At 31.6% G+C, this 21,851-nt stretch carries 22 protein-coding genes; 4 read left to right on the forward strand and 18 right to left on the reverse strand.

Going from position 1 to position 21,851, the window contains the following annotated elements; genetic code table 11:
* Window positions 1–53 precede the first annotated feature (53 nt).
* Window positions 54–1,010, reverse strand: coding sequence for a gliding motility lipoprotein GldB (gene gldB / locus ABI549_RS09530; RefSeq protein ID WP_348076227.1), 957 nt, complete (start codon window positions 1,008–1,010; stop codon window positions 54–56).
* Window positions 1,011–1,197: 187 nt separating this feature from the next.
* Here gldB and nadE point away from each other — a divergent pair, with 187 nt between their 5' ends.
* Together nadE and ABI549_RS09540 are read left to right on the forward strand one after the other, a co-directional pair.
* Entirely contained in the window at window positions 1,198–2,004 is an 807-nt protein-coding gene (gene nadE / locus ABI549_RS09535; RefSeq protein ID WP_348076248.1) for an NAD(+) synthase, read from the forward strand.
* 86 nt (window positions 2,005–2,090) lie between these two features.
* Window positions 2,091–2,720, forward strand: coding sequence for a response regulator transcription factor (locus ABI549_RS09540; RefSeq protein WP_348076228.1), 630 nt, complete (start codon window positions 2,091–2,093; stop codon window positions 2,718–2,720).
* 173 nt (window positions 2,721–2,893) lie between these two features.
* On the opposite strand, the gene dnaG is transcribed toward ABI549_RS09540, so the two are convergent.
* The 8 genes from dnaG to ABI549_RS09580 all read right to left on the reverse strand — a co-directional run bounded on the left by dnaG (window position 2,894) and on the right by ABI549_RS09580 (window position 12,316).
* The gene (dnaG, locus tag ABI549_RS09545; protein WP_348076229.1) at window positions 2,894–4,873 is read right to left on the reverse strand and encodes a DNA primase; all 1,980 of its coding nucleotides are present in this window, start codon (window positions 4,871–4,873) and stop codon (window positions 2,894–2,896) included.
* A 127-nt stretch (window positions 4,874–5,000) separates the two neighbouring features.
* Window positions 5,001–6,281 carry a hypothetical protein gene (locus ABI549_RS09550; RefSeq protein ID WP_348076230.1) on the reverse strand — a complete coding sequence of 427 codons (1,281 nt, stop codon included), beginning with the start codon at window positions 6,279–6,281 and terminating at the stop codon, window positions 5,001–5,003.
* 153 nt (window positions 6,282–6,434) lie between these two features.
* Window positions 6,435–7,676 carry a hypothetical protein gene (locus ABI549_RS09555; RefSeq protein WP_348076231.1) on the reverse strand — a complete coding sequence of 414 codons (1,242 nt, stop codon included), beginning with the start codon at window positions 7,674–7,676 and terminating at the stop codon, window positions 6,435–6,437.
* Between the two features lie 166 nt (window positions 7,677–7,842).
* A complete protein-coding gene (locus ABI549_RS09560; protein ID WP_348076232.1) occupies window positions 7,843–8,892 on the reverse strand; it encodes a hypothetical protein in 1,050 nt (349 codons plus the stop codon).
* Between the two features lie 31 nt (window positions 8,893–8,923).
* Window positions 8,924–9,601 carry a hypothetical protein gene (locus ABI549_RS09565; protein WP_348076233.1) on the reverse strand — a complete coding sequence of 226 codons (678 nt, stop codon included), beginning with the start codon at window positions 9,599–9,601 and terminating at the stop codon, window positions 8,924–8,926.
* Window positions 9,588–10,148, reverse strand: a complete 561-nt coding sequence (locus ABI549_RS09570) for an RNA polymerase sigma factor (RefSeq protein ID WP_348076234.1) — start codon at window positions 10,146–10,148, stop codon at window positions 9,588–9,590. Before ABI549_RS09570 ends, ABI549_RS09565 begins: the two co-directional genes overlap by 14 nt.
* A gap of 235 nt (window positions 10,149–10,383) precedes the next feature.
* On the reverse strand, window positions 10,384–11,316 hold the full coding sequence (locus tag ABI549_RS09575) for a CPBP family intramembrane glutamic endopeptidase (RefSeq protein WP_348076235.1): 933 nt from the start codon (window positions 11,314–11,316) through the stop codon (window positions 10,384–10,386).
* Window positions 11,317–11,338: 22 nt separating this feature from the next.
* The gene (locus tag ABI549_RS09580; protein ID WP_348076236.1) at window positions 11,339–12,316 is read right to left on the reverse strand and encodes a polyprenyl synthetase family protein; all 978 of its coding nucleotides are present in this window, start codon (window positions 12,314–12,316) and stop codon (window positions 11,339–11,341) included.
* Between the two features lie 122 nt (window positions 12,317–12,438).
* Here ABI549_RS09580 and ABI549_RS09585 point away from each other — a divergent pair, with 122 nt between their 5' ends.
* Entirely contained in the window at window positions 12,439–13,311 is an 873-nt protein-coding gene (locus ABI549_RS09585; protein WP_348076237.1) for a hypothetical protein, read from the forward strand.
* A 57-nt stretch (window positions 13,312–13,368) separates the two neighbouring features.
* Here the strand turns inward: ABI549_RS09585 and ABI549_RS09590 are convergent, their stop codons facing one another.
* The 9 genes from ABI549_RS09590 to ABI549_RS09630 all read right to left on the reverse strand — a co-directional run bounded on the left by ABI549_RS09590 (window position 13,369) and on the right by ABI549_RS09630 (window position 21,194).
* Entirely contained in the window at window positions 13,369–13,743 is a 375-nt protein-coding gene (locus tag ABI549_RS09590; protein ID WP_348076238.1) for a hypothetical protein, read from the reverse strand.
* A gap of 24 nt (window positions 13,744–13,767) precedes the next feature.
* Entirely contained in the window at window positions 13,768–14,589 is an 822-nt protein-coding gene (locus ABI549_RS09595) for an N-acetylmuramidase family protein (RefSeq protein WP_348076239.1), read from the reverse strand.
* A 12-nt stretch (window positions 14,590–14,601) separates the two neighbouring features.
* Window positions 14,602–15,114: a hypothetical protein gene (locus ABI549_RS09600; protein WP_348076240.1), complete on the reverse strand. Its 513-nt coding sequence runs from the start codon at window positions 15,112–15,114 to the stop codon at window positions 14,602–14,604.
* A gap of 18 nt (window positions 15,115–15,132) precedes the next feature.
* Window positions 15,133–17,034 carry a carboxypeptidase-like regulatory domain-containing protein gene (locus ABI549_RS09605; RefSeq protein WP_348076241.1) on the reverse strand — a complete coding sequence of 634 codons (1,902 nt, stop codon included), beginning with the start codon at window positions 17,032–17,034 and terminating at the stop codon, window positions 15,133–15,135.
* A 70-nt stretch (window positions 17,035–17,104) separates the two neighbouring features.
* Window positions 17,105–18,643 (reverse strand): hypothetical protein, encoded by a 1,539-nt coding sequence (locus ABI549_RS09610; RefSeq protein WP_348076242.1) that lies wholly within the window; start codon window positions 18,641–18,643, stop codon window positions 17,105–17,107.
* A gap of 69 nt (window positions 18,644–18,712) precedes the next feature.
* A complete protein-coding gene (locus ABI549_RS09615) occupies window positions 18,713–19,078 on the reverse strand; it encodes a hypothetical protein (RefSeq protein ID WP_348076243.1) in 366 nt (121 codons plus the stop codon).
* 16 nt (window positions 19,079–19,094) lie between these two features.
* Window positions 19,095–20,054: a trypsin-like peptidase domain-containing protein gene (locus tag ABI549_RS09620; RefSeq protein WP_348076244.1), complete on the reverse strand. Its 960-nt coding sequence runs from the start codon at window positions 20,052–20,054 to the stop codon at window positions 19,095–19,097.
* Window positions 20,055–20,106: 52 nt separating this feature from the next.
* Complete coding sequence (locus ABI549_RS09625) at window positions 20,107–20,961, reverse strand: caspase family protein (protein WP_348076245.1); 855 nt, start codon at window positions 20,959–20,961, stop codon at window positions 20,107–20,109.
* 17 nt (window positions 20,962–20,978) lie between these two features.
* Window positions 20,979–21,194, reverse strand: a complete 216-nt coding sequence (locus ABI549_RS09630) for a hypothetical protein (protein WP_348076246.1) — start codon at window positions 21,192–21,194, stop codon at window positions 20,979–20,981.
* A gap of 229 nt (window positions 21,195–21,423) precedes the next feature.
* Here ABI549_RS09630 and ABI549_RS09635 point away from each other — a divergent pair.
* On the forward strand, window positions 21,424–21,851 hold a 428-nt coding region (locus ABI549_RS09635; RefSeq protein WP_348076247.1), incomplete at its 3' end, for a hypothetical protein.

The following is a 21,851-nucleotide window of genomic DNA, read 5'->3' on the forward strand; positions in this document are numbered from 1 at the left end:
TAATTCGTAATTCGTAATTCGTAATTCGTAATTCGTAATTCGTAATTCGTAATTTATTTCTTCGGTTTATATTTAGATTTTTGAAAAATATCTTTTGCATCCATCGTCATCATTTGTTGCATTGGGATATCATTATTTTCTATAAACGAGCGTACAATTTGCAAACCAAACCACGCTCCTATTCTTCCTGGCGTTTCATTATCGGATGTTAATCCGAATTTAGAAAATGGCGCAGGACTTATAAAACGTTGTGGTAATTTAGAATCTGTATCATACAATAATTTTTCTTCGACAAAGAATCTCCACATATTGGCTTCGTTATCTTTACAATATTTAAGCTGCTCTGGTGTATAACAAATCTTATCTTCGTCTGAGTATTCTGGCAACAAGACATCGTTTAGATACAATTGCTTTCCTGAATATATCATGAGTGATAATAAATCTTTTTGAACTGGAGGCTTTACTTTTGTTCTAGAAAAGCTTTCTACAATATCTGGTAATATTTGCGAAGGCTCGAAAGTCTGTTTTAAATAATTTGGATATTCATAAAATTTATGATTTTTGCCTAAATACAATTCTAAAGAAATAATTAATGCTTTTTCAGTATAAATTACTTTATAATCTGTATCCATTTCCTGAATTACAGTATATACTTTTGGAATTTGTGTTTTTGGATAGTAGTATTTGATATAATGAAACAGGTCTTCTATTTCGGCAGTTTCTTTATCAAAATCGCCATAACGCTTTTCTACCTCAGCATACAATTCTCTCCAAAGTGGATTTTGCATTTTGTTGACCAAAACCGAGTCCGAAACTGATGGTGGAAAAAATTCTGGGTATTGCGCTTTTAATTTTGGCAATTCGTTGGGAGCTGTTTCAAAAAAAGCTTTGTCGTAGCGATCTACTTTTATATTTACTGGGATTTGTTCTGCTTTTTTTTGAATTTCGCTCTTTTTAGAACACGAAATAATAGCAAATAAGGATAAAACGAGTATTAAATATTTTTGCATAAATATGATTTTTTAGCCCAGATTACTTCACTTAACTTTCATTTCAATCGGAGTTCAGTGAACTTCGTTTGTAGTGGAAATCCTTTTATTTTTTTAAGAAAAAAATAAAAGATTGAAACGTATAGCTGGAATAGCTCCTAATTATTATTTTTGCAAATATACATTCGTTTTTAAAACAAAAGTAATCATGCAAAAAAATAGTACAATAAATTGTGAAAAAGTTAACGAACATATTGTAAACTGGCTCAAAACCTATGCTCAAAATGCCAAAGTAAATGGTTTTGTGATAGGGATTTCTGGCGGAATAGACTCGGCAGTTACCTCAACTTTATGCGCACAAACTGGACTAGCAGTCTTATGTGTGGAAATGCCCATACATCAAGCACAAAGTCATGTAAACAGAGCGCAAGAACATATTACTCAGCTTAAAAATAGATTTGCAAATGTGAGTGATACTCGAGTAGATTTGACTCCGGTTTTTGAAAGTTTTAAAGGCGAAGTTCCAACTTCAGACAATGAAACGAAACTAAATTTAGCTCTTGCCAATACTAGGGCAAGATTGCGCATGACGAGTTTGTATTATTTGGCAGGAATTCACGGACTATTAGTTGCTGGAACGGGTAATAAAGTAGAAGATTTTGGCGTTGGCTTTTTTACAAAATATGGAGATGGAGGTGTCGATTTAAGTCCTATTGCCGATTTGATGAAAAGTGATGTTCGCGCACTTGCTGCGTATCTTGAAGTTCCAGAATCTATACAAAAAGCTGCTCCAACTGATGGATTATTTGGTGATGACCGAAGTGACGAAGATCAAATTGGCGCTAGTTATACTGAACTAGAATGGGCAATGGCTATGTTAGAAAAAGGAGGATCTACTAATGATTTTACAAATCGTGAAAAAGTGGTTTTTGAAATTTACAAACGATTAAATACAATTAATCAGCATAAAATAAACCCAATTCCTGTTTGTTTAATTCCTGAAATTTATAAGTAATTTATTACTTGATTACCAATTCATTATAAAATATTACGTATCTTTACTATTCATTCGTTTTTTTTAACTATTTGAAACTTAAAGTCATGGTAAAAATAGGTCTTGCAGACAATCATCCCGTTGTACATTATGGCATAAGGGCTTACTACAAGGAACATCCTGATGTTTCACTTGTAGGAATTGTTGATAATTTTGAAATGGTTTCTGAAATGCTGAAACGGAAAGAAATTGATGTCTTACTTTTAGATTTAGAACTCGAAGGACTTCATAGTATAAACCTAATTAAGGATTTACTAAAAGATTTTCCTAAGGTTAAAATTATATTGTTTTCTAATCTAAATGAGCATGTTTACGCTCCAAACGCTATAAAAGCTGGTGTTTTTGCTTTTGTACAAAAATCCGAAAAATTAGAGGTGCTAACTTCTACAATTATAAAAGTAAATCGAGGTACAGTTGTTTTTAGTGATGCCGTGAAGAAAAATATAGCATTAATATCTAAACAAGCAAAATCTGAAAGGTTATATAGAAAGCTCTCTTCTCGTGAAATTGAGGTTTTGCGCTATTTGAGTAACGGAAAGAAAAACAAAGAAGTTGCCGAAGCTTTACATCTTAACGAAAAAACGATAAGCACTTATAAATTAAGACTTTTAGCAAAATTAAATGTTACGAATTTGGTCGATTTAGTAAATAAAGCGAAGACGTTAGAGATTGTTTAGCTATTCAGCCTAATAAAATTTTAACTCAAATTTCACGGATTAACACAACTCAGAGGTAATAATTGAGTGTGATTTCAGAAAATAAGTTAGTAGTATAATTTGTGAAATCTGTGTTTATTTTCATTAAACCCAACGTAATTAGGCATAGGCTGAATAGTTACGAACGAAATTATTTAACTATAACGCGACATGACACGCCCTAATTTATTCGAAAAATTATTTACTAATTTAGAGTAATCCATTGCCATAGATAGGTTTTCAGAATTATCCGAGTCTATTTCGTTGGATAAATTTGACTTGATTTCTTCGATAATTTTATTAACTAAAAACCAACGCAAAGTAAGTATTGTTTCCGATACGTACTGACTGATTGTTTCACCTTTTTGCTTCACATAAATTTGTTGTGCTTCCCAGTTGTGCAAAGAAACTTTCTCGTCATTCATAAGAATCGTAGTGACTTCTTGTGCTAATTCTGGCGAAAGTCTCATGAGATATTGCTCGATTTCGAACTTTTCATTTTCGTTGAAATAAGAAATTAAGTCGTTGTAAATATCTTTAAATATTGGCGTTCCGAGCTCGACTTCATCTTCTTGAAGGCTTAAATAAATACGTTGAAAAACTTTGTATTTATTTATTTCTTTTATCTCTTGTAATTCTCCTTCTTCATTTGCTTTATAAACAAAATCCTCAAAATCTTCTTCTACATTTCCGTAAAGCAGCAAAATTTCGATGATTTTAAGTTCCAATTCATACAACACGTCAACTTTTGTATTGACTGCAATATTTTCATTTTTATAAACTTCGAATGCTTTTTGATCTTGCTTTTGCTTTTTTCCAACTTCCGAAATGTCTTTTTGAACCAGTTGTGCTAAAGTGTTGAACAAAACTTCTTCGGAAATATCCATAATTCGAGAACATTCTTGAATATAAATTTCTCGTTTGATTCGGTCTGGAATTTTCGAAATACTATTTACCATATCTCGAATAAGTTCTGCTTTCTTGATAGGATCATTCTTAGCATCTTTCATTAATAAAGAAGCTTTGAATTGAATAAAATCCATTGCATTATTTTCAAAATACAACAAAAGTTCATCGTGTGGTGTTTTTCGTGCAAAACTGTCGGGATCATCACCTTCTGGAAATGTACAAACCTTAACATTCATACCTTCTTCAAGAATTAAATCGATTCCTCGAATAGAAGCACGAAGTCCAGCGGCATCACCATCAAAAAGTACCGTAATATTTTTTGTTAATCTATTTATTAATCGGATTTGATCTGGTGTAAGAGCTGTTCCAGAAGACGAAACTACGTTTTCTATTCCCGCTTGTTGCATCTGAATCACATCTGTATAACCTTCGCACAAAAAGCAATTGTCTTGTTTTGCAATCGCTTGCTTTGCGTGATAAATTCCATACAAAACTTTACTTTTATGGTATATTTCGCTTTCGGGCGAGTTTAGATATTTTGCTGCTTTTTTGTCATTAGTCAAAATACGTCCACCAAAACCCAAAACCCGGCCAGACATACTTTGTATCGGAAACATAACACGTCCTTTGAAACGATCGAAATGCTTCCCGTCTTCTCGAAGAATGGTTAATCCTACTTTATCTAAATAATCTAATTTATAACCTTGTCCTAATCCTTCTTTTGTAAAGGCATCCCATGCTTCGGGCGAATAACCTAATCCAAATTTTTTGATGGTATCGTTTGTAAATCCTCTTTCTTTGAAATACGAGAGTCCTACCGATTTTCCTTCATCGGTATTCATCATCGTGTTTTGAAAAAACTTTGCCGCAAATTCCGAAACCAGATACATACTTTCTTTTTCTCCTGCTTGCTCTTTTTCTTCTTGTGATTGCTCGGTTTCTTCTATTTCGATATTGTATTTTTTTGCCAAATACCTGATGGCTTCCGGATACGAAAAATGCTCGTGTTCCATGATGAATGCAATTGCATTTCCCCCTTTTCCTGAACTAAAATCTTTCCAGATTTGCTTTACTGGCGACACCATAAATGAAGGAGAACGTTCGTCTGAAAACGGAGACAAACCTTTATAATTACTTCCTGCTCGTTTTAGCTGTACAAAATCGCCAATAACCTCCTCTACTCGAGCAGTTTCGTAAACGGTATCTATGGTGGCTTTTGAAATCAATTTATATAAGGTTCAAAGTTGTAAAGTGTCAAAGATACAAAGTTAAAATTGTATTTTTAGGTTGTTATTTTTAGAAAACAAAAAAGTGCTTCATTTCTGAAACACTTTTGAAGTAAAATTTTTAACCTTATTTAACCACTAATACACTTGATATTATATTATTACTTTTCAATCTAAAATCAGGATTTTTTTTGACATCTGATTCTACAAACAAATCTTCTCTATTAAATTTTAATATCTGAATATTATTAACATTGTTAACAATTTTTTCTTCAATTAGATTATTGATAATTCCCGACTCTAATTGCACATTGTATTTACTGTCATTAATTAGTATGCTATGAAATTTTAATTTTTCTAAATTAGAATTTAAAACAGCTTTATCTTCTAGGAGTAAAAATTGATTAAACCCAGAGACTACACTGTTTTTTAATTCGAAAAAAGTATCGTTTTTAACATAAATAGCTTCTTTGACCAATCCTTGATTGTTATCTTCATTATTAATTAAGGTCATATTATTTGCCACAATTTTTGTTAGTTTTTTACTTAAATCATAATTTTCTATTTTATCATAAGAATCAACTTCAAAACATCTAGACCTTGAAACATCTGATGAAAATGGATAACGAATTGCAATACTATTACTAATATTACACTGTGTTCCTTGTGTAAAATCAAAATCATCGTCTGTGGCTCTAAAAGAAATTAAATTATTAAATATTATATCCCCTCCATACGATTCGAATGAATCATCATTAGAAAAACTAATTTGCACATACTCTATTTTTGTTTTATTTCCGACACCTGCAAGTGACAATCCATTTAACTCTTTTAAAGCGTTAAGTTTTCTTCCTGAAAATTCAATTCTCAAATATTTTAGTTTTCCAGAATTACTTTCAGAATTTAGTCCACCATAAAAATTATATTTTGGATTCAAATTAAAATCTAAATTACCTATTCCTCCAAATTTATTGATAGGCGCATCACCTAATATTATTATACCTCCCCAATCCCCGGGTTTTCTTTCGGAAACCTCCTTATTTGAGGTGAAAACAATTGGATCAGTTTCTGTGCCTTCTGCAATTATCTTAGCTCCTTTTGTAATGACTAATGTGCCACAAGTATCATAATCTCCTCTTATTATCGTTCCAGGTTCTATATTTAATATAGCATTATTTGTTACATAAACAACATTCATAAGAATGTAGGTATTCTTTTTGTAAAGTGTTACATTTTCATTTATAACACCACTTATGATTTGAGTCGGCTCAGAATATTCTGTTGTCTTTGGTTTAAAATTTGTCCAGTTATTAAACCAGTTTTCCGACCCTACAATGCCATTTATTTCTTGAGCATTTAAAGAGAATAAACTAATTAAAAGAATAACTGTTGTAAGTGTTTTTTTCATAAGTAGATAATTAAAGATTTGTTTTTTATTACCCCAAAATTAGACTTAGAATGTTAAATCATTAATTATTACATATTATGTATTTGTTATTATATACAAAAAAAGTGTTTCATTGCTGAAACACTTTTGAAATTTACTTTTATAAATAAATTTTTATTTTAATCTAAAATCTGGTTTTTTCTTAACGTTATTGTTCATAAATAAGTTGTTTATACCATTGTTTGTAATATACAATAATTTATCGCTTTGCATAAACCAATTATTTGCATTTTGATCTTTAACCAAAGCTTCATTTGTAAACAGTTCTGTACAGCTATCTACTCTTGAATTAGAAACTTTTATTTTTTTGAAATTATCTCCTGACAAATATTTATCATCTAAAGCCATAAAACTTGAAAAACCAGCTACTAAACATTTGTTAACTTCTATAAAAGAATCGGTTTTTAAAGATATTGCTTCTTTAACTAATCCCATTGTATTTTCCTCGTCATTAGTCATCGTTACATTATTTAACTTAATGTAAGTTTTCTTTTTTGTTGGGTCATAATTTTCGATTTTATCATACGAATCAATTTCAAAACATCTTGAACGTGTATTATCCGAAGCATACGGATTACGTATCACAATACTATTGTTAACTGTACTTTGAATTCCCATTGAATAATCGAAATCATCATCATTACATCTATATGAGATTATATTACTGAAATCAACATTTCCTCCAACAATTTCAATAGAATCGTCACTTGAAAAACTGATTTGCACATATTCTATTTTTGTTTTATTCCCTACAGCAACAAGTGTTAATCCGTTTAACGCAATTTTTGCATCAATTTTTTTACCTGCAAATTCGATTCTCACATATTTTAATATCCCTGAATCACTACTTTCGTTTGTTCCTCCAAAAGAACTATATAAAGGATTTGGCTCATAAAACGACGCTGAAACGCCTCCAAATCTATTTATTGGAGCATCCCCCATTAGAATTACTCCTCCCCAATCTCCAGGTTTTCTTTCAGAAGCAGGCTTGTTAGATGTAAAAACAATTGGGTTAGTTTCTGTTCCTTCTGCAATTATTTTTGCTCCTTTTACTATTGTTAGAGTACCATTAGAGTTGTAATCTCCTCTAATTACTGTACCTGGTTCGATAGTAAGAACTACATTATTTGCCACATGGACTGTACCCATTATCAAATAAACATTACCTTTTGTAAGCGTCATATTCTCTTTTATATCACCAGTTAAAATCTGATTGGCTTGGGCATACTCAACTGTTTTTGCCTTAAAATTTGTCCAACCATTAAACCAATTGGACTCTCCAACTATTCCTTGACCGCTTTGTGCATTAGCTACATAAAATGAAGATAAAAGAAATAATAAAATTTTAATTTTCATGGGGATATTGTTTATTTAATTAACGGTCAAAGAAACAAAAAATATTTTTATTTCTCAAATATTGAACTGTTAATTATATGTTACATATATGTAACATATAGTTATTTAAAAAAAGTGTTTCATTGCTGAAACACTTTTAACGTATATAACAAACTCAAATAAAAAATTAATTTAAATCAAATCTTATCCCTAAAGAAATGTTGTTTTGTTTCACTACATTATCTGAAAACAAAGTATTTAAATCATATTTAACATACAAACTAGTTTCTCCAAAACCAATATAAGAACTTAAACCATATACAAAATCATTCGTATTGTAGCTCCCTTTAGAACGTTGCGTTACTGAATTTCCGAAAGTGTCATCGAACTCTAAAATATGTTTTGTTTTTAGATTCACACCTGCAAACCCCCCAAATCCTAGACGAAATCCTTCGTGAGATTTGAAAATTTTCTTATCATTCACCATTTTTGATTTGGAAAAATCTAATTCAAAATGAACTGGAACAACCAAATTTACATTTCTAAATCTTGAATCTTTTAGATTAACCGATGCTGTTTGCAGAGCAGTCTGATTTCCTAAAGCTTGATAATAACGATTGTCTGTTGGTCGTAAATTATTGTATTGCAAAGAAAGCCCATACTTTATGTGTGCAATATTATTGTTTTGTGCAATCCTTGTATTATAAGTTAAACCCCATTCGTAAAAGTGTGAACCTAAATATCTGAAATCTGAATTGGCTATCATTCCGTCAGTTACTAAATTATTTATACCTGTCGCAAAAACAAATTGTGATGTTGTTCTTCTTTCGGATCTTTGAATAGTATCTTTTGTTCCAACATAATATCTGAATCCTTTACCATGAGTCCTTCCAAATTTATCGACTGTGTCTAAACTTGAAATTTTTCCTTCTACTTTTTCTTTAACTAATTCTGAGAGTTTAGATTCCTCGAAAGATATTCTGTTTTCGATAGTATTAGCAGATGCCATTGCTAATTGCATCTTTTTTTCATCTGCTTGTTGTTTTGTGATATTATTTTTATCCAATTCAACATTAACTTCTTCAACCTGCTTTTTTAAAGTCTGTTTTTCTTCTTTTGTAATTTTTTCGATGTTTGAAGCAATTGTTTTTGCTCTACTTTCAAAAGTGTCTTGTGCATATAAATTGCTTGCTACACTGCACAAGAATACTGTTAAGTAAATAATTAAATTTCTCATAATGTTTAATTTTAAAATTGATTGATGATTGTTACTCCTGATTTCTACTAGCTAAAGCTTCTTTAGCACTATCGTAGTTTTTGTTAATTGATTTAAGAACTTTTTGACGAAAAGTAAGCGTTATTTCGCCGTCGACTTGTGAAAGTAATGCACTTGCATCTATTTTTAATTTGGGTTTATTTACATTTTTAGTTTGCTCTTTATTTGTTTCGATAGAAGCCAAAAGTGTTGTTGTATTATTTTCTATTTTAGCTTTTTCTTCTGTTTTTTGAGGAATTACCTCAGCAATAACTTCTTTATTTTCCGATTGTATTTTTACAAATTGTTGCGCTTTTTGATTTCTGTTTTTAACTTTTATTGATTCTTTTTTACTTTCAATAATAGCTAAAACTTCTTCTTTTGGGTTATTTATTGTTTCCGATTGATTTACTTCTTCAGGCAAAACAGCTTTTTTATTAGTATTAGATTCAACAACTACTTGATTGTTAGTCTTTATACTTGTATTTTCTTGATTGTAAAAAAGCAATCCAACAAATACAAAACCAATAATGCTTGCCGCAATATAAAGCCAACTCAAACGCTTTTTTGGCTTCTTTTTTTCTGCAACCGAAAGCATTGCGTCTAACCTATCCCAAGCTTGTACCGAAGGCTGAATTTCTCTAGAATTCAACTTTTCTGCTATTTGATTTTCTAATCTATTCGGTTCCATTTTCGTAATTTTTTAGTTTGGCAATTTGAGTTTGCAATATTTTTCGAGCATGAGACAATTGCGATTTTGATGTTCCTTCATTTATCCCTAACATTTGTGCTATTTCTTGATGTTTGTAACCTTCAATCGCATATAAGTTAAAAACCATTTTATATCCATCTGGCAAGCAATCTATAAGAAATTGAATGTCTTCGACAGAAAATTGACTTTCAATATTATTGAAACTTTCTTCTAAATATTTTGAATCATCAATAAATTTAACCTGTTTCTGAACTCTCAAATAAGAGATACATTCGTTTACCATAATTCGTCGCATCCAACCCTCAAAACTACCTTTATGTTCGAAATTCTTAAGATTTGTAAAAACTTTCATAAACGCGGTTATCATAACATCTTCTGCTTGATGAATGTCTTTAATATATTGTCGGCAAATACTCAACATTTTTCCAGCAGATTTAGAATAAATTTTTTGTTGTGCATACCGATTATTATCGGCAGCCAATTCGATTAATTCTTTTTCTTCCTGATGTAAGCTAATTACTCTCAATTTGATATTAATTTTTTTAATTTTACCCCTTTAAAATGTAAAACCGACTTCTATTTACATAGACGAGAAAGTTCGTAAAATAGTTGCATGACATGTAGAATTATTTTACAAACAATTCTTATTTTAAACAAAATCAATACTTTACGCTTTATTTTTTTTCTTTAAAATAATTCTAACCATTAATTTTGAAGTGTTTCTAATAGTTAATTCTCAAAAAAACGATTAAGCGCTTATTTTAATTATCGTTTGTAAAAATTTCTTTTGTAAAACTAGATTTTAGAAGTAATAATATAGCAATTCCAACACATAATACTATTGTAGTGGCGAATCCTCCTTCAGGCCCAAAAGCTCCTCCAGTAATCCAATCTGGACCTATTTCTTTGAGATTCAAAATTGTTGGCCCTGTTTCTGTTCCGCTTACTTGAAGTCCAAAAAAATTGCCTTGCAACCAGTTCCATATACTATGTAGTCCGCAGGCTCCCCACAAACTTCCCTGTCTTAGAGCAAATAATGAAAAAAAGATTCCAACAACTATTATATTAATTATTGAAAGTGGAGTAACGTTATCATTTAAACAATGTAACAACCCAAAAAGTGATGCTGACACTAAAATTCCAGTCCAAACATTATATCTTGCTCCAATTATTTGCATTAGCCAACCACGACACAAAATTTCTTCGGTTGCTCCTTGTATTACAAAACCTAAAAGCAATAATGTTGTTGGTAATATTACGGTAATTCCTTGCATGGCTGGGCTTCCTTCTTCCCATGTCATAAAATTAAATAATGAGAGTAATCCCACAACGCTACAGAATAAAATGATTCCAATAAAAATTCCGAAAAAATAGTTGGGAATTGATTTATTTATTTGGAAACCTAAGTTTTTAAAAGGTCTTTTTTCATAAAAACGCATCCATAAATAGACCGCTAAAATGACTGGGGTATTTCCTAAAAACAGCATTACTAAAAGATTTTCGGTGCTTTTCCAAGTAACATCTGTACCTTTTTTTATTATTGTTTCTATTGGCATAGAAGCAAAAACCCCTATTACCTGCCCAACAATTAAAAATGCCATAACTAGTAAAATAGCAATAACTAAATGTGGTAATCTTTTTTCTGATTTAGTTAATTGAAAAAGTGGATTACTTGCAGAGATTGGATAATTCATTTTTGATATTCTTAAGAGTCTATTATTTTTTTCTTTCTATTACATAATTTACCATCAAGATTAAAGACTCTTTATAGGTTGAATCTGAAAAATCTTGAAGTAAAAAAAGAGCTTCTTGCTGAAATTGAATCATTTTTTGCTCAGCATAAGTCAATCCGTTTTGATTTTTAACAAAAGTGATTACTTCTTTTACTCTTTTTTTGTCTTTATTGTGGTTTTTTATAGAGTTTATAAGCCAACTTTTTTCTTTAGAAGTACAATTATTTAAAACATGAATAAGTGGTAAAGTCATTTTTTGCTCTTTGATATCTATTCCTGTTGGTTTTCCAATAGCTTCCTCGGTATAATCAAACAAATCATCTTTTATTTGAAAAGCCATTCCTATAAGTTCGCCAAATTTTCTCATTTTTTCGACTTGAACGGCATCATCAGATACCGATTTTGCACCAAGCGCACAACAAGCAGCAATAAGTGTTGCTGTTTTTTGACGAATAATTTCGTAGTAAATAGTTTCGGTAATATCTAACCTTCGGGCTTTTTCTATTTGTAATAGTTCTCCTTCGCTCATTTCTCGAACTGCTACCGAAATAATTTTTAGTAAATCGAAATCACCATTATCTATAGAAAGTAATAATCCTTTTGAGAGTAAATAATCACCTACAAGAACTGCAATTTTATTCTTCCAAAGTGCATTTATAGAAAAAAAACCTCGCCGACGATTACTGTCATCAACCACATCATCGTGTACTAAAGTGGCGGTATGTATAAGTTCTATTACTAAAGCACCACGATAAGTTCGTTCTAAAACTTCTCCATTCGAAATCATTTTTGCAGTAAGAAAAACAAACATAGGACGCATTTGTTTTCCTTTTCGGTTTACAATGTAATAAGTGATTCGGTTAAGTAACGCAATTTTTGAAGTCATAGATTGTTGAAACTTTTTTTCGAAAAGTTCCATTTCTTCAAGAATTGGTTTTTTTATTTGTGAAGTTATATCCATATAGTGATTCAAAGATAGTATTTAAGAATTAAAATTTTGAAGTGTGAATTATTTTTTTACATTTGATTAAACCTTTTTTAAAAAACAATGTCTTAACTAACAAACCATTAAATAAATATATTATGAAAAGTAAAATTTTATTATTCGGATTACTTTTATCGCTAATAACGATTAGTTGTAATAAAGACAAAGAAACTGACAATTCGACGATAACTGCTGAAGAAGCTGGAATTAATGCAAAAATTGATCTTGCTAGTGATGATGTTTCTAATATTGTTGAAAATCAGTATGAAAATGTTGACTCTAACACGCTTTCTTATAAAAACTCCAATTCGCAAGAGAGTTATTTTGCTACTTGTGCCACAATAACAAGAGTCCCAGCGTTTGGCACTACTGTAACTCCGGGAAGTCAAGTTACTAAAACTGTTGATTTTGGTACAACTGGCTGTACATTATCAAACGGAAATTTTGTTAGCGGTAAAATAGTTATTACTTTCATTTATGATCCTTCTGCTACCTCACATACAATAACTTATACTTTTGTAAACTTCTATCATAATTTAATAAAATATGACGGAACAAAAACATTTACAATAACAATGAGCGCTCCAACTTCTGGTCATCCAATTGTGACCATGAATATGGATATGACTGCAACTTTCCCTAACGGAAATGTATACACAAGAGTTGGACAAAGAGTAAGTGAAATTATTCAAGGATTTTCTACTCCAAGCTGGACGGATAATGTTTATCAAGTTACAGGAAGTTGGACAACTACTTTTCCAAACACGGTAACGCAAACAAGTACTATTACTAGTCCTTTGAATATAAAAATGAGTTGTGTTTCAGTTAACAAGCCGCTTATTGTTTCTGGAATAATTACTTTTGTAAGAAACTCACACACAGCAACTTTAGATTATGGTAATGGCAACTGTGATAATTTAGCAATATTTACAATAAATGGAAATTCTTATAATATTACGATAGGAAATTAATAAATTTAATTTTTTTATTATAACAATAAGCTGCTCTAAAATTAGTCTTAGAGCAGCTTATGTTATTAAATATCTATTCCAAGTTTGATCATTTAGTCTTTGTAAACCTGTTCCTAAATTTTGAGTTTCACATTTTTGTTGAGATCCGTCATCAAAAATAAGAATTAAATACGTTTTAGAATCTTCATACGTAATTTTCCATAAACCAATATATTCTTCTTTGTTTTGATATGGTAAGGAAAGTCCTCCTCCAGATACGCTTCTAAATGTATTTATAATATATCTAAAACTCATATCTGAATATAAATATATGGCATGAGAAACCTCATCGAACCATCCACCTCCAGAATAATCTCTGTCGCTATTTACTCTTTCAAATTTTAATACTTTATCGGACAACGTATTTACCATATTGCTAATTATATAATCCATAATTATAAACTTTTGGGTTAATTCTTATAAATATTTCTTGTAGGCATTTTCTAGTTTTATATCATACTTATTAGATTTGTAACCTTCTCCATTATACATACGAGCAAATTCGGACCATTGTTTGTTTTGAAGATAAGAAATCAAGTGATTTACTTTTAAAAATTGACCAAAAGCGTATAAATGTTCTTTTTCATTTATATACATTTTTTGGACAAAGTTATCTACACTACCATATCCTAGAGAGATCGCATGGTATCCCATAATTTGAAACGAACCCCAAGAAGCAGAAGACAAAGCGGCTTCTCTACAAGCAGAAGACCCTTCAACGGCCATCGCTTTTTCCATTCGAGAATATTCTGCATCGCCACCCAAATAATAATTCTTTGTCCAGGAAGGATACAAAACATCTTTTGTGTTAGAATTGTAATAATTTTGAGGATTTATTCCTCTTTTTTGTAGTTCTTTCCAAAAGATATGTCCTTCAAATAATATTTTTGGTTTGCCACTTAAAAGAAATCCTTTACCACTACTTTCTACTTCATTTACGGCTTTTACAGTAGCTAATTCTAATCCGAAATTATTAGCAAAATCAATTAAATCATCCTCAGATAAAAGTTGACTATTGTAACTTAAAAATTGATTGTTGAGTTCAAAAAGTTTCGACCAAGATTTGATTCCAATAATACCATCTACAACTAGATTATTTTTTAGTTGAAAATCTTTAGCAGCGGCATCTACTTCTCTAGTAAATGAATCGGATACAATTAAATTGTAACCTAATTTATTTAGCATCTCACAAAGTGTTCTAACTTCCGGAGATTTATTGTTATATTGAATAGTTCTCATGGTTCTTGTTTTTTAATTAATTCTTTCGTAGACTTTTTTAGAATTGCCATTAGAAAACATCAAGTAAACATTTTCTACAAAATAATTAACTGATACCTCTTGTTTTGTATCACGATCCTTAAATATGACTTGTGTATGCAAAGCGTTCGTATTCCATAATCCTTCTTGAACATTTCCATCAGATTTACTTTCGAAACCTCCGGCAACTGCATCTCCAGTCCAAGTGTCTACGACACCATTCTCTTTAAATTGAACAAAATCATCTGTAGTCATTGAAAGGTAGGCGTCGCCACTTCCACTTGAAATAACTTCTGTATGTCTCCAAGTCCCAATAATTCTTTGATCTCTATCCATTTGAGTTGCTTCTGGCTCAGATGTATTCTTTTCCTTTTCGAATGAATTAGAGGTTAATTCTTCTTGATTATTATCAGATGTAGTTTTAACTGAAGAATTAGCTTCAATTTCATTTTTGCAGGAGAAAAAACAAAGACAGATTATCAATAATATATTTGTACAATTTTTCATAATGTTTTTTTACTTAAATTAGATATAACTACTATCAGGGTTTGGATTGGGTAGTTTTGGTAGTTTTTTACATATAACTCCCATTACCTGAAATGTTTCTGTTGGAACTGGTTGAACTTCCAATAAAAGATCCAATCTGGTATCCGCAACAAGTTCCAGTTTTCTTTCTTGAGTAATAAATCCAGACTTTTTTATTTTAACCTGATAACTTCCTTTTTCGATATTATCAATGCTAAAAGTTCCGTCTTCCAATGTTAAAACAGATTGTGTTGCAGCGTTGGTATTATTCATTATCTGAACCTCAACAACTGAGACAGGCTGATTTGTATTATCGAAAAACTTACCTGTTATTGTTGCTGTAGTTGATAATGGCGGAGGTGGTGTTGCTGGAGTAGGAGTAATTGGCATCATATGTATCGTACCAACATCTATTGGACGCATAATTATTGGGCGACTAACTCTTAAGGGGGTTACAATTGGCGTTGCAATTGCTCTATCCATGGTTGCAATTGGCTTAGCAATTCTTACAGCGCTCATTTTACTAACCATCATTGGCTGTACGGATTTTAACTCAATATTTTGCCTCATCATTCTTTGAGGCTGATTGTTCATTGCCTCCATCATTTTAAACTTACTTCTTTCGTCGATTTTAGTTGAAGGTGAATTCTGAACAGCCACTTTTGTGATAACTGACAATTCGTTTGTAGTTAACTGTTGTACTTTGTATGAACTGATATTTTCGTTGGCCAAATTAAGAGGTATTGTTTTTAGCAATAATGACCCAAAAAATAATCTACTTCCATTTTTTAATCTATTTTTTATATCCTCATTTACAGCCGCATTCTGAGTAAAAACGAGTTCTATATTTTTTGATAAAATTATTTTAACCGGGTATGCTGGTATTTCTCCAGTCATGGAATCATCACCTTGAGAAACTTTTTGACTTTCGTCTGAATATTTCCAAAGTTTGTTATTGATAATATTTTCATCAAACCAAGGTCTTTGTATGTCGATAATGCAATATTCGAAAGCTATTGATTCTAATTCAGGCTCTAGATTTCCAAATTCCAAAAGTACTTCAGCTGGAATTTCTTGAGTAAAAGTTTGAGTCAATTGAGTAATTTCTATTTTGGTTAATGATATTTTTTTCCATATTGGTGATTGGTAATCACAAATAGAATTTGGAATACAGGTTGTGGATAAGAACTCAACACCATATTCATCAGTTAAAAGATTTGGGGAAGCTAATTTTATGTTTCTAGCATCGGTCCATTTTTCAACAAAGCTACTTTTAGAAAGTATGATACTATCGTAAGTAGATTTTGCAGATTCGACAGCGCTTTTGAAACCTTTAACTTGCCATTCAATTAACAATTCTTTTTTTTGATTTGCTAAACTAGCAAAATCAATGTTCCACTTGTCTAAAGCATTAGCGTTTGACGGATCAAGTGTGTTTTTTAGTGCATTTTGGTCGATTATTTTCTTCTCTAAATCGGAAGCCTTTAAAGCATAGGATTTGTATTTTACATATTTAACAGAATCATTTCCGTCGGCTTTAAAAAGAACGAGTTTGGCTTTATCGATTTTAGTGGTTTCATCGGCAGTAAGTACGTCTGGATCAATAATCAAAGCACTTTCTAAGATGTTTTTATAGGAATTGTATAGAAGATTATCGCTATCGATAGTCCATATATTAGGTTTTTTTAAAATTGAATTCGATAAATAAGAAAATTCAGATTGTTCTTTCAGATACTTTTTGGCATCGGCACCAGTGATAATATTATTCTTTAAAAAATAAAAATCATCATTTGACAATGTAAATGCAAACGGAGCAAAAGCAACATGATAATCACTTTTATTAGAAACACTTTGAAAGAATTGGTTTTTTAACTTTTGTAGAATTGAAAATGAAGCATTCATGATTTTTATTTTTAAAAATTATAAAAAACTACCAGATGTCTTGACAACATCTGGTAGTTGAAGAAAAATACTATACCCAAGATTTAATTGCTGGGTCTGGGTTTGGAGATTTTGGTAACATATGACATTTGAAACCAATACATTGAAGTCCATCAACATAAATTCCTTGGCTATCATCATGATGTTGTCTTGATCTTTCGCTTGTTCCAGTTTCGTAGCTACCACCGATAAAAAACGGTCCATAACCTACCATTCCACCCCCACCAACTTTAGAGTCAAGTGCGTGAGAAACTGTGCTTGAATTTGCAAATTTTATGCTCAAGTTTCTGATAAAAATCATCGTTGTTGGTAAAGCTGGCATCATAGAATCTGCACTTGGCGGACGTTTACCATCAGAAAGGAATTTATTTTTGAAACCTTCATTTCCTTGTGCAAATCTCCAAGTTTTAGATGTTAAAAAATTACTTTTGAACCACGGACGAATGATTGGCACCTGACAGATTTCGAAAGACATTTCAAAAGAACTGAAGTCACATTTTGCATCAAATTCAGTTTTTGATCCTCCTGCAGAACCTCCAATAGTGAAGAATCCTAAACTAAGCCCTCCTGAAGCACCCCATTTCTGAGTTGTTTTTTTAGAATAATAACTGTTGTCATTATTAGTAAAAGTAAAACGAGTCCATCCTTTAGATTTTGCAAAATTTGCTGGTGCTAAACTTGAATAAAAGAAATCAGCTCCACTGGCCAAACCAGTTAATCTTGATTTTTCTAAAGCATCTTTGTATTGCGCTTTCAATAATGACAAGTCTCTAGCTGACATTTGATCAATTTTTGCTGCGATACCTTCAAATTCATTTTTGTAACCGTTATTTACCCAGTCATTATATGTGAATTTAACTTTTGCTCTTAGAACATTAGCATTGATAGCCCAGTTGTGAACCGCTCTTGGAGTTGACGCTGTTAAGGCATCGATACGTGCTGAATTGTACTCTAAAGCCGCTTCAATCCATGCTTGCATTTTCTCATTATACAATTTAACCAATGGACTTTCTTCCATCACCTTAACCATTTCCCCAGTGATTAAATCTTCTTTTTCGCGTTCTACTTGAAGTAATTGTCTGAATTTTTCAATCTTAGCTTTATCAGCAGTAGATAATTCAGTGTTGGCTACTTGACTAAAACGGAGTGTTTCTTCATAAACGTCAGAAAGTGTTCCTTCGTCATTTTTAACATTCATCCTTACTTTAGTATCATCAATCCCTGAAGCATCGGGAACAACATCTACGAAACGCGCAAATTGTTCCGCTTGTTGATACATTTTTGTAGTATCTTTTGCCATTTCGGCTTCACGTTGATCGTCGGTAAGTACTTCGGTACTTTCAGTTCCGTCAGCATTTTTTACTAATTTTGGTTTATAAACCCCTGTCAATCCTTGTGATAAAAAGTCGAAATCTTCATTTTCGAAAGGTACTCCAGGAGTACACCAAGCGAAAAAATTATCATCCGATTTTGGTACTGTTGTACCGTCCCCATTTGTAATAATGTCGAATATCTTCCCCATCATGTTATTCATGAGGTCTTGAGGAAGAACGTTTGCTGCTGTTGGCATAATTTTACTATTTATTTGATTGTTTCCTACTCTATTAAGGCTTTTCGGATTACGCCTAAACTATTATCATTATTGATTAATAATTTTTTCGATTTCAAATTTATAACCCATGGTTATCCAGCTGTTTAAAGCAGCTTTAATCAAAGTCTCATATAATGAACTCGAAACACTTAATTCATGAACTGCGCTTGTATTTCCTTTTTGCGCTCTTTCTTTTAGAGTATTTAATTTTGATTCCGCTTGATTGTATTTTTCTTTATACTCTAAATACCTTTTAAACTCTTCTTTTGGTTCAAAAAAAGCATCGTCAGTTAAATTGATATTTGTTTTATTATTTTCAATTTTTTTTACAACACCTAATTTAGATTTGAGAAATTCTATTTTTGCAGGATTCTGAAAATTTAAAAAGAAGTCTTCTATTAATTTTTCGTCCATAACACTTAAAAATAAATTAAGGAAATTCAGTTCTTGCTTTGTTTACTAAATCTAGTAAATCAGAACCACCACTTGCAGAATTGCTAGTTGCTGTTTGTCCACTTTGTACCGCAACTACAAAAGGAGTTCCTGACCAATAACCCCAAAAAGGGCCTCCGCTTTGTCCTGGCCAAACATCACCTTGATGCGTCATACTTTCATGAGTGTCAGGCAATGCTGAATCACCATCTAAGGCTATCGAATTTTGATAAATAGGTCTTTGTGCACCTGTTAAATCCATAGGATATCCAGCGTGTGTCCATGAAGCCAAACCATCCCAAGAATCGCTATATGCTTTTGCTCCCATCCATCCTGTGGCAGTACCTATATTTCTATCAAGAACAACAACCGCATAGTCATATTGACTTTCTGTAGCATCTAGGGTAGGCCCTTGAACTTTGTATTTATAATAGGTTTTTATTCCATTAGCCGATCCGAATGTTGCGTTCGGTCCATTATAGTACATTGGTGAAAATTTTAATGGACCAATAGAACCATTGGTTTTAAAATCTATAATATGGCAACATGTAAGAAGGTGTCTTGGACCGATCATAACTCCACTTCCATATCCTAGAGCCGTTTCTACTCTTCCTACACATCCCCAAGGGTAGGCATTAGCATTATAAACTACTCGTTGATCAGGTCCAAAAATTGTTTTGCTACCTTCAGGTCTCATAAATGTTTCTCGATCGATAAATTTTGCTTTTTTTGCTCCTTCTTTATCATTTTTAGGTGTAAAAACGAGATCTAAATGATCCGGACAATAAGGCATGATTTCGGCTATTGCTCTTGCATCTTTCCCTAGAGCTTTTACCCCGATTGCTTCCATTTCTTTGTTCCCATTTTCATCAATAGCTACGCTTTTTTTAGCCTTGATTTCTTTAGCTTTTTTCACTTCCTCAGAAGACATAGGCACATCATTTTTTTTAGTTGTCATTTTTATTTGATTTAAATTTCCCTACTCTTTTTAGGCTTTTCGGAATACGCCTTTATATAAATATTTTTTGTTTTAATTTGACTGACGTGCTTTCAGTCTGATTAGTCTGAGCTGCACCCATTACCGACAGCGCATTTGCAGTTTGAGCATCTAAAAGTTTTCTTGTGATATTACCACTCGTAGCTCTTAAAACTTTACAAAAATTGTAAGTAAAATAACCTCTTGTCAAACCACCTACATCACCTTCCATGGAAACCTGATTGTCTTTGCAACCAGCCCAAAGGACATGATTCATTCCTTTTACAGTAATTGAACTTTTAGTTGTCATAATGGATTCACTTGCTTTTTTAGTACTTTTTACCTCTAAATCTTTGGAATAGTTAAAGTAAAATTCGTCTTCAAGCATTGGAGGAATAAAACGAGGGGATTCGTTTAGAGGAAATCCTTCTAATTCAAGGTTCATTTTTCTTGTTCCTGTACCAGAATGGCAACAATCAAATATTACATCGAGGTTTATTCCTGGTTTAAGAGTTTCGAAAATCGATTTGAAATCATCATCTCTTAAAACTCCCGCAGATGCATAATCGTGTGGACAAATAGCTTCATCGAGTCCGTCGAGTTCAAGGTCATCCCCTATGTTTGCTACTCTAGTCCCATGTCCTGAGTAATAAAAAACTAATGAATCGCCAGCAACACTCTCATTTATTAACCATTTTAAATAACTAACCATATTTGCTCTTGTAGCATTCTGATTGGTTAGAATTCTCACATTTGATGGAGTAAATCCACAAATAACCAGTGTATTCGCCATATCTCTTGCGTCATTAACACAACCATTTAGATCTGGACCTCCAATACCTATAGGGGCATAATCATTAATGCCCACTATAACAGCTTTCTTTGCCATTTTCTTCTGTTTAAGAATTAATGACCAATCTTTGTCGCATTAAATATTTTGCTTTGCAGATTTAATGCAATAGCTCCCAATATTACTTCTACAAAACCTAATATGCTTAAGATGTTATCACCACATACTATACAATCTGGTTTTGGAAAAGGTTTTCTTCCAATAAAAAAGATAATGCCTCCGATAATAATGAATACTATCATTATTACTCTTAAAAAAATTTTGTTGTTCATGATTTTAAAATTTAATTGTTAATAATATTTTATGAGATTAAGAATACTTAAATCATCTTTTGATTTTTAAAATTTATCTCGATGTAAAATTGCAATTACTTAACTTACTACAAAAGAGCATATTACCTGTTTTTTTCATGTGCTTTTTAAGTGTAAAAAAAGGGGGTATTTCCCCTTGTCGTATCTCTGATATAAGACTAGATTTGTCAAAACATAAAACAAATTAATTATGAAATCAGAAGAAATTAAATTAGCAGTTAAACCAAAGCAGTTAATCAGTGTTGAGAAAGCCAAGGAATTAAATAGTAACTATAACACTAAAAGATCCGATTTACTATTTAAAACTACAGGGAAAGAAGATGCAAATGCAATATGGTATTCTATCGAAGAATTAGAGAACTACATTGAATATATAAAGAGTGAAGGAGAACAACAGGGCTATACTATTGATGGGATTCGTTTTTATTTTGGAGTATATTCAGAAGCAGAAGAAAAAGCAGGATACACCACAATATTTTTATCTCCAACAGGTAAATCAGTTGAAGAAAGTCAGCTAGGAAAATTTGAAATTGGTGAGGAAGAATGTTCACAAGACATCACAACAATTGAATCACTTAATTTTGGTTCAATGGGTAATCCTCCTAAAATGGAATATGG

Origin of the sequence: Flavobacterium sp. (assembly GCF_039932285.1) — a bacterium.
Classification (GTDB): domain Bacteria; phylum Bacteroidota; class Bacteroidia; order Flavobacteriales; family Flavobacteriaceae; genus Flavobacterium.

Bases quoted from the DNA above. Each gene is read 5' to 3' on its own strand.
- ABI549_RS09575 (WP_348076235.1), bottom strand. From the start codon at position 11,316: ATGAATTATCCAATCTCTGCAAGTAATCCACTTTTTCAATTAACTAAA.
- ABI549_RS09585 (WP_348076237.1), top strand. From the start codon at position 12,439: ATGAAAAGTAAAATTTTATTATTCGGATTACTTTTATCGCTAATAACG.
- ABI549_RS09565 (WP_348076233.1), bottom strand. From the start codon at position 9,601: ATGGAACCGAATAGATTAGAAAATCAAATAGCAGAAAAGTTGAATTCT.
- ABI549_RS09615 (WP_348076243.1), bottom strand. From the start codon at position 19,078: ATGGACGAAAAATTAATAGAAGACTTCTTTTTAAATTTTCAGAATCCT.
- gldB (WP_348076227.1), bottom strand. From the start codon at position 1,010: ATGCAAAAATATTTAATACTCGTTTTATCCTTATTTGCTATTATTTCG.
- ABI549_RS09600 (WP_348076240.1), bottom strand. From the start codon at position 15,114: ATGAAAAATTGTACAAATATATTATTGATAATCTGTCTTTGTTTTTTC.
- ABI549_RS09555 (WP_348076231.1), bottom strand. From the start codon at position 7,676: ATGAAAATTAAAATTTTATTATTTCTTTTATCTTCATTTTATGTAGCT.
- ABI549_RS09580 (WP_348076236.1), bottom strand. From the start codon at position 12,316: ATGGATATAACTTCACAAATAAAAAAACCAATTCTTGAAGAAATGGAA.
- ABI549_RS09610 (WP_348076242.1), bottom strand. From the start codon at position 18,643: ATGCCAACAGCAGCAAACGTTCTTCCTCAAGACCTCATGAATAACATG.
- ABI549_RS09540 (WP_348076228.1), top strand. From the start codon at position 2,091: ATGGTAAAAATAGGTCTTGCAGACAATCATCCCGTTGTACATTATGGC.
- ABI549_RS09605 (WP_348076241.1), bottom strand. From the start codon at position 17,034: ATGAATGCTTCATTTTCAATTCTACAAAAGTTAAAAAACCAATTCTTT.
- ABI549_RS09550 (WP_348076230.1), bottom strand. From the start codon at position 6,281: ATGAAAAAAACACTTACAACAGTTATTCTTTTAATTAGTTTATTCTCT.
- nadE (WP_348076248.1), top strand. From the start codon at position 1,198: ATGCAAAAAAATAGTACAATAAATTGTGAAAAAGTTAACGAACATATT.
- ABI549_RS09595 (WP_348076239.1), bottom strand. From the start codon at position 14,589: ATGAGAACTATTCAATATAACAATAAATCTCCGGAAGTTAGAACACTT.
- ABI549_RS09590 (WP_348076238.1), bottom strand. From the start codon at position 13,743: ATGGATTATATAATTAGCAATATGGTAAATACGTTGTCCGATAAAGTA.
- ABI549_RS09620 (WP_348076244.1), bottom strand. From the start codon at position 20,054: ATGACAACTAAAAAAAATGATGTGCCTATGTCTTCTGAGGAAGTGAAA.
- ABI549_RS09560 (WP_348076232.1), bottom strand. From the start codon at position 8,892: ATGAGAAATTTAATTATTTACTTAACAGTATTCTTGTGCAGTGTAGCA.
- ABI549_RS09630 (WP_348076246.1), bottom strand. From the start codon at position 21,194: ATGAACAACAAAATTTTTTTAAGAGTAATAATGATAGTATTCATTATT.
- ABI549_RS09625 (WP_348076245.1), bottom strand. From the start codon at position 20,961: ATGGCAAAGAAAGCTGTTATAGTGGGCATTAATGATTATGCCCCTATA.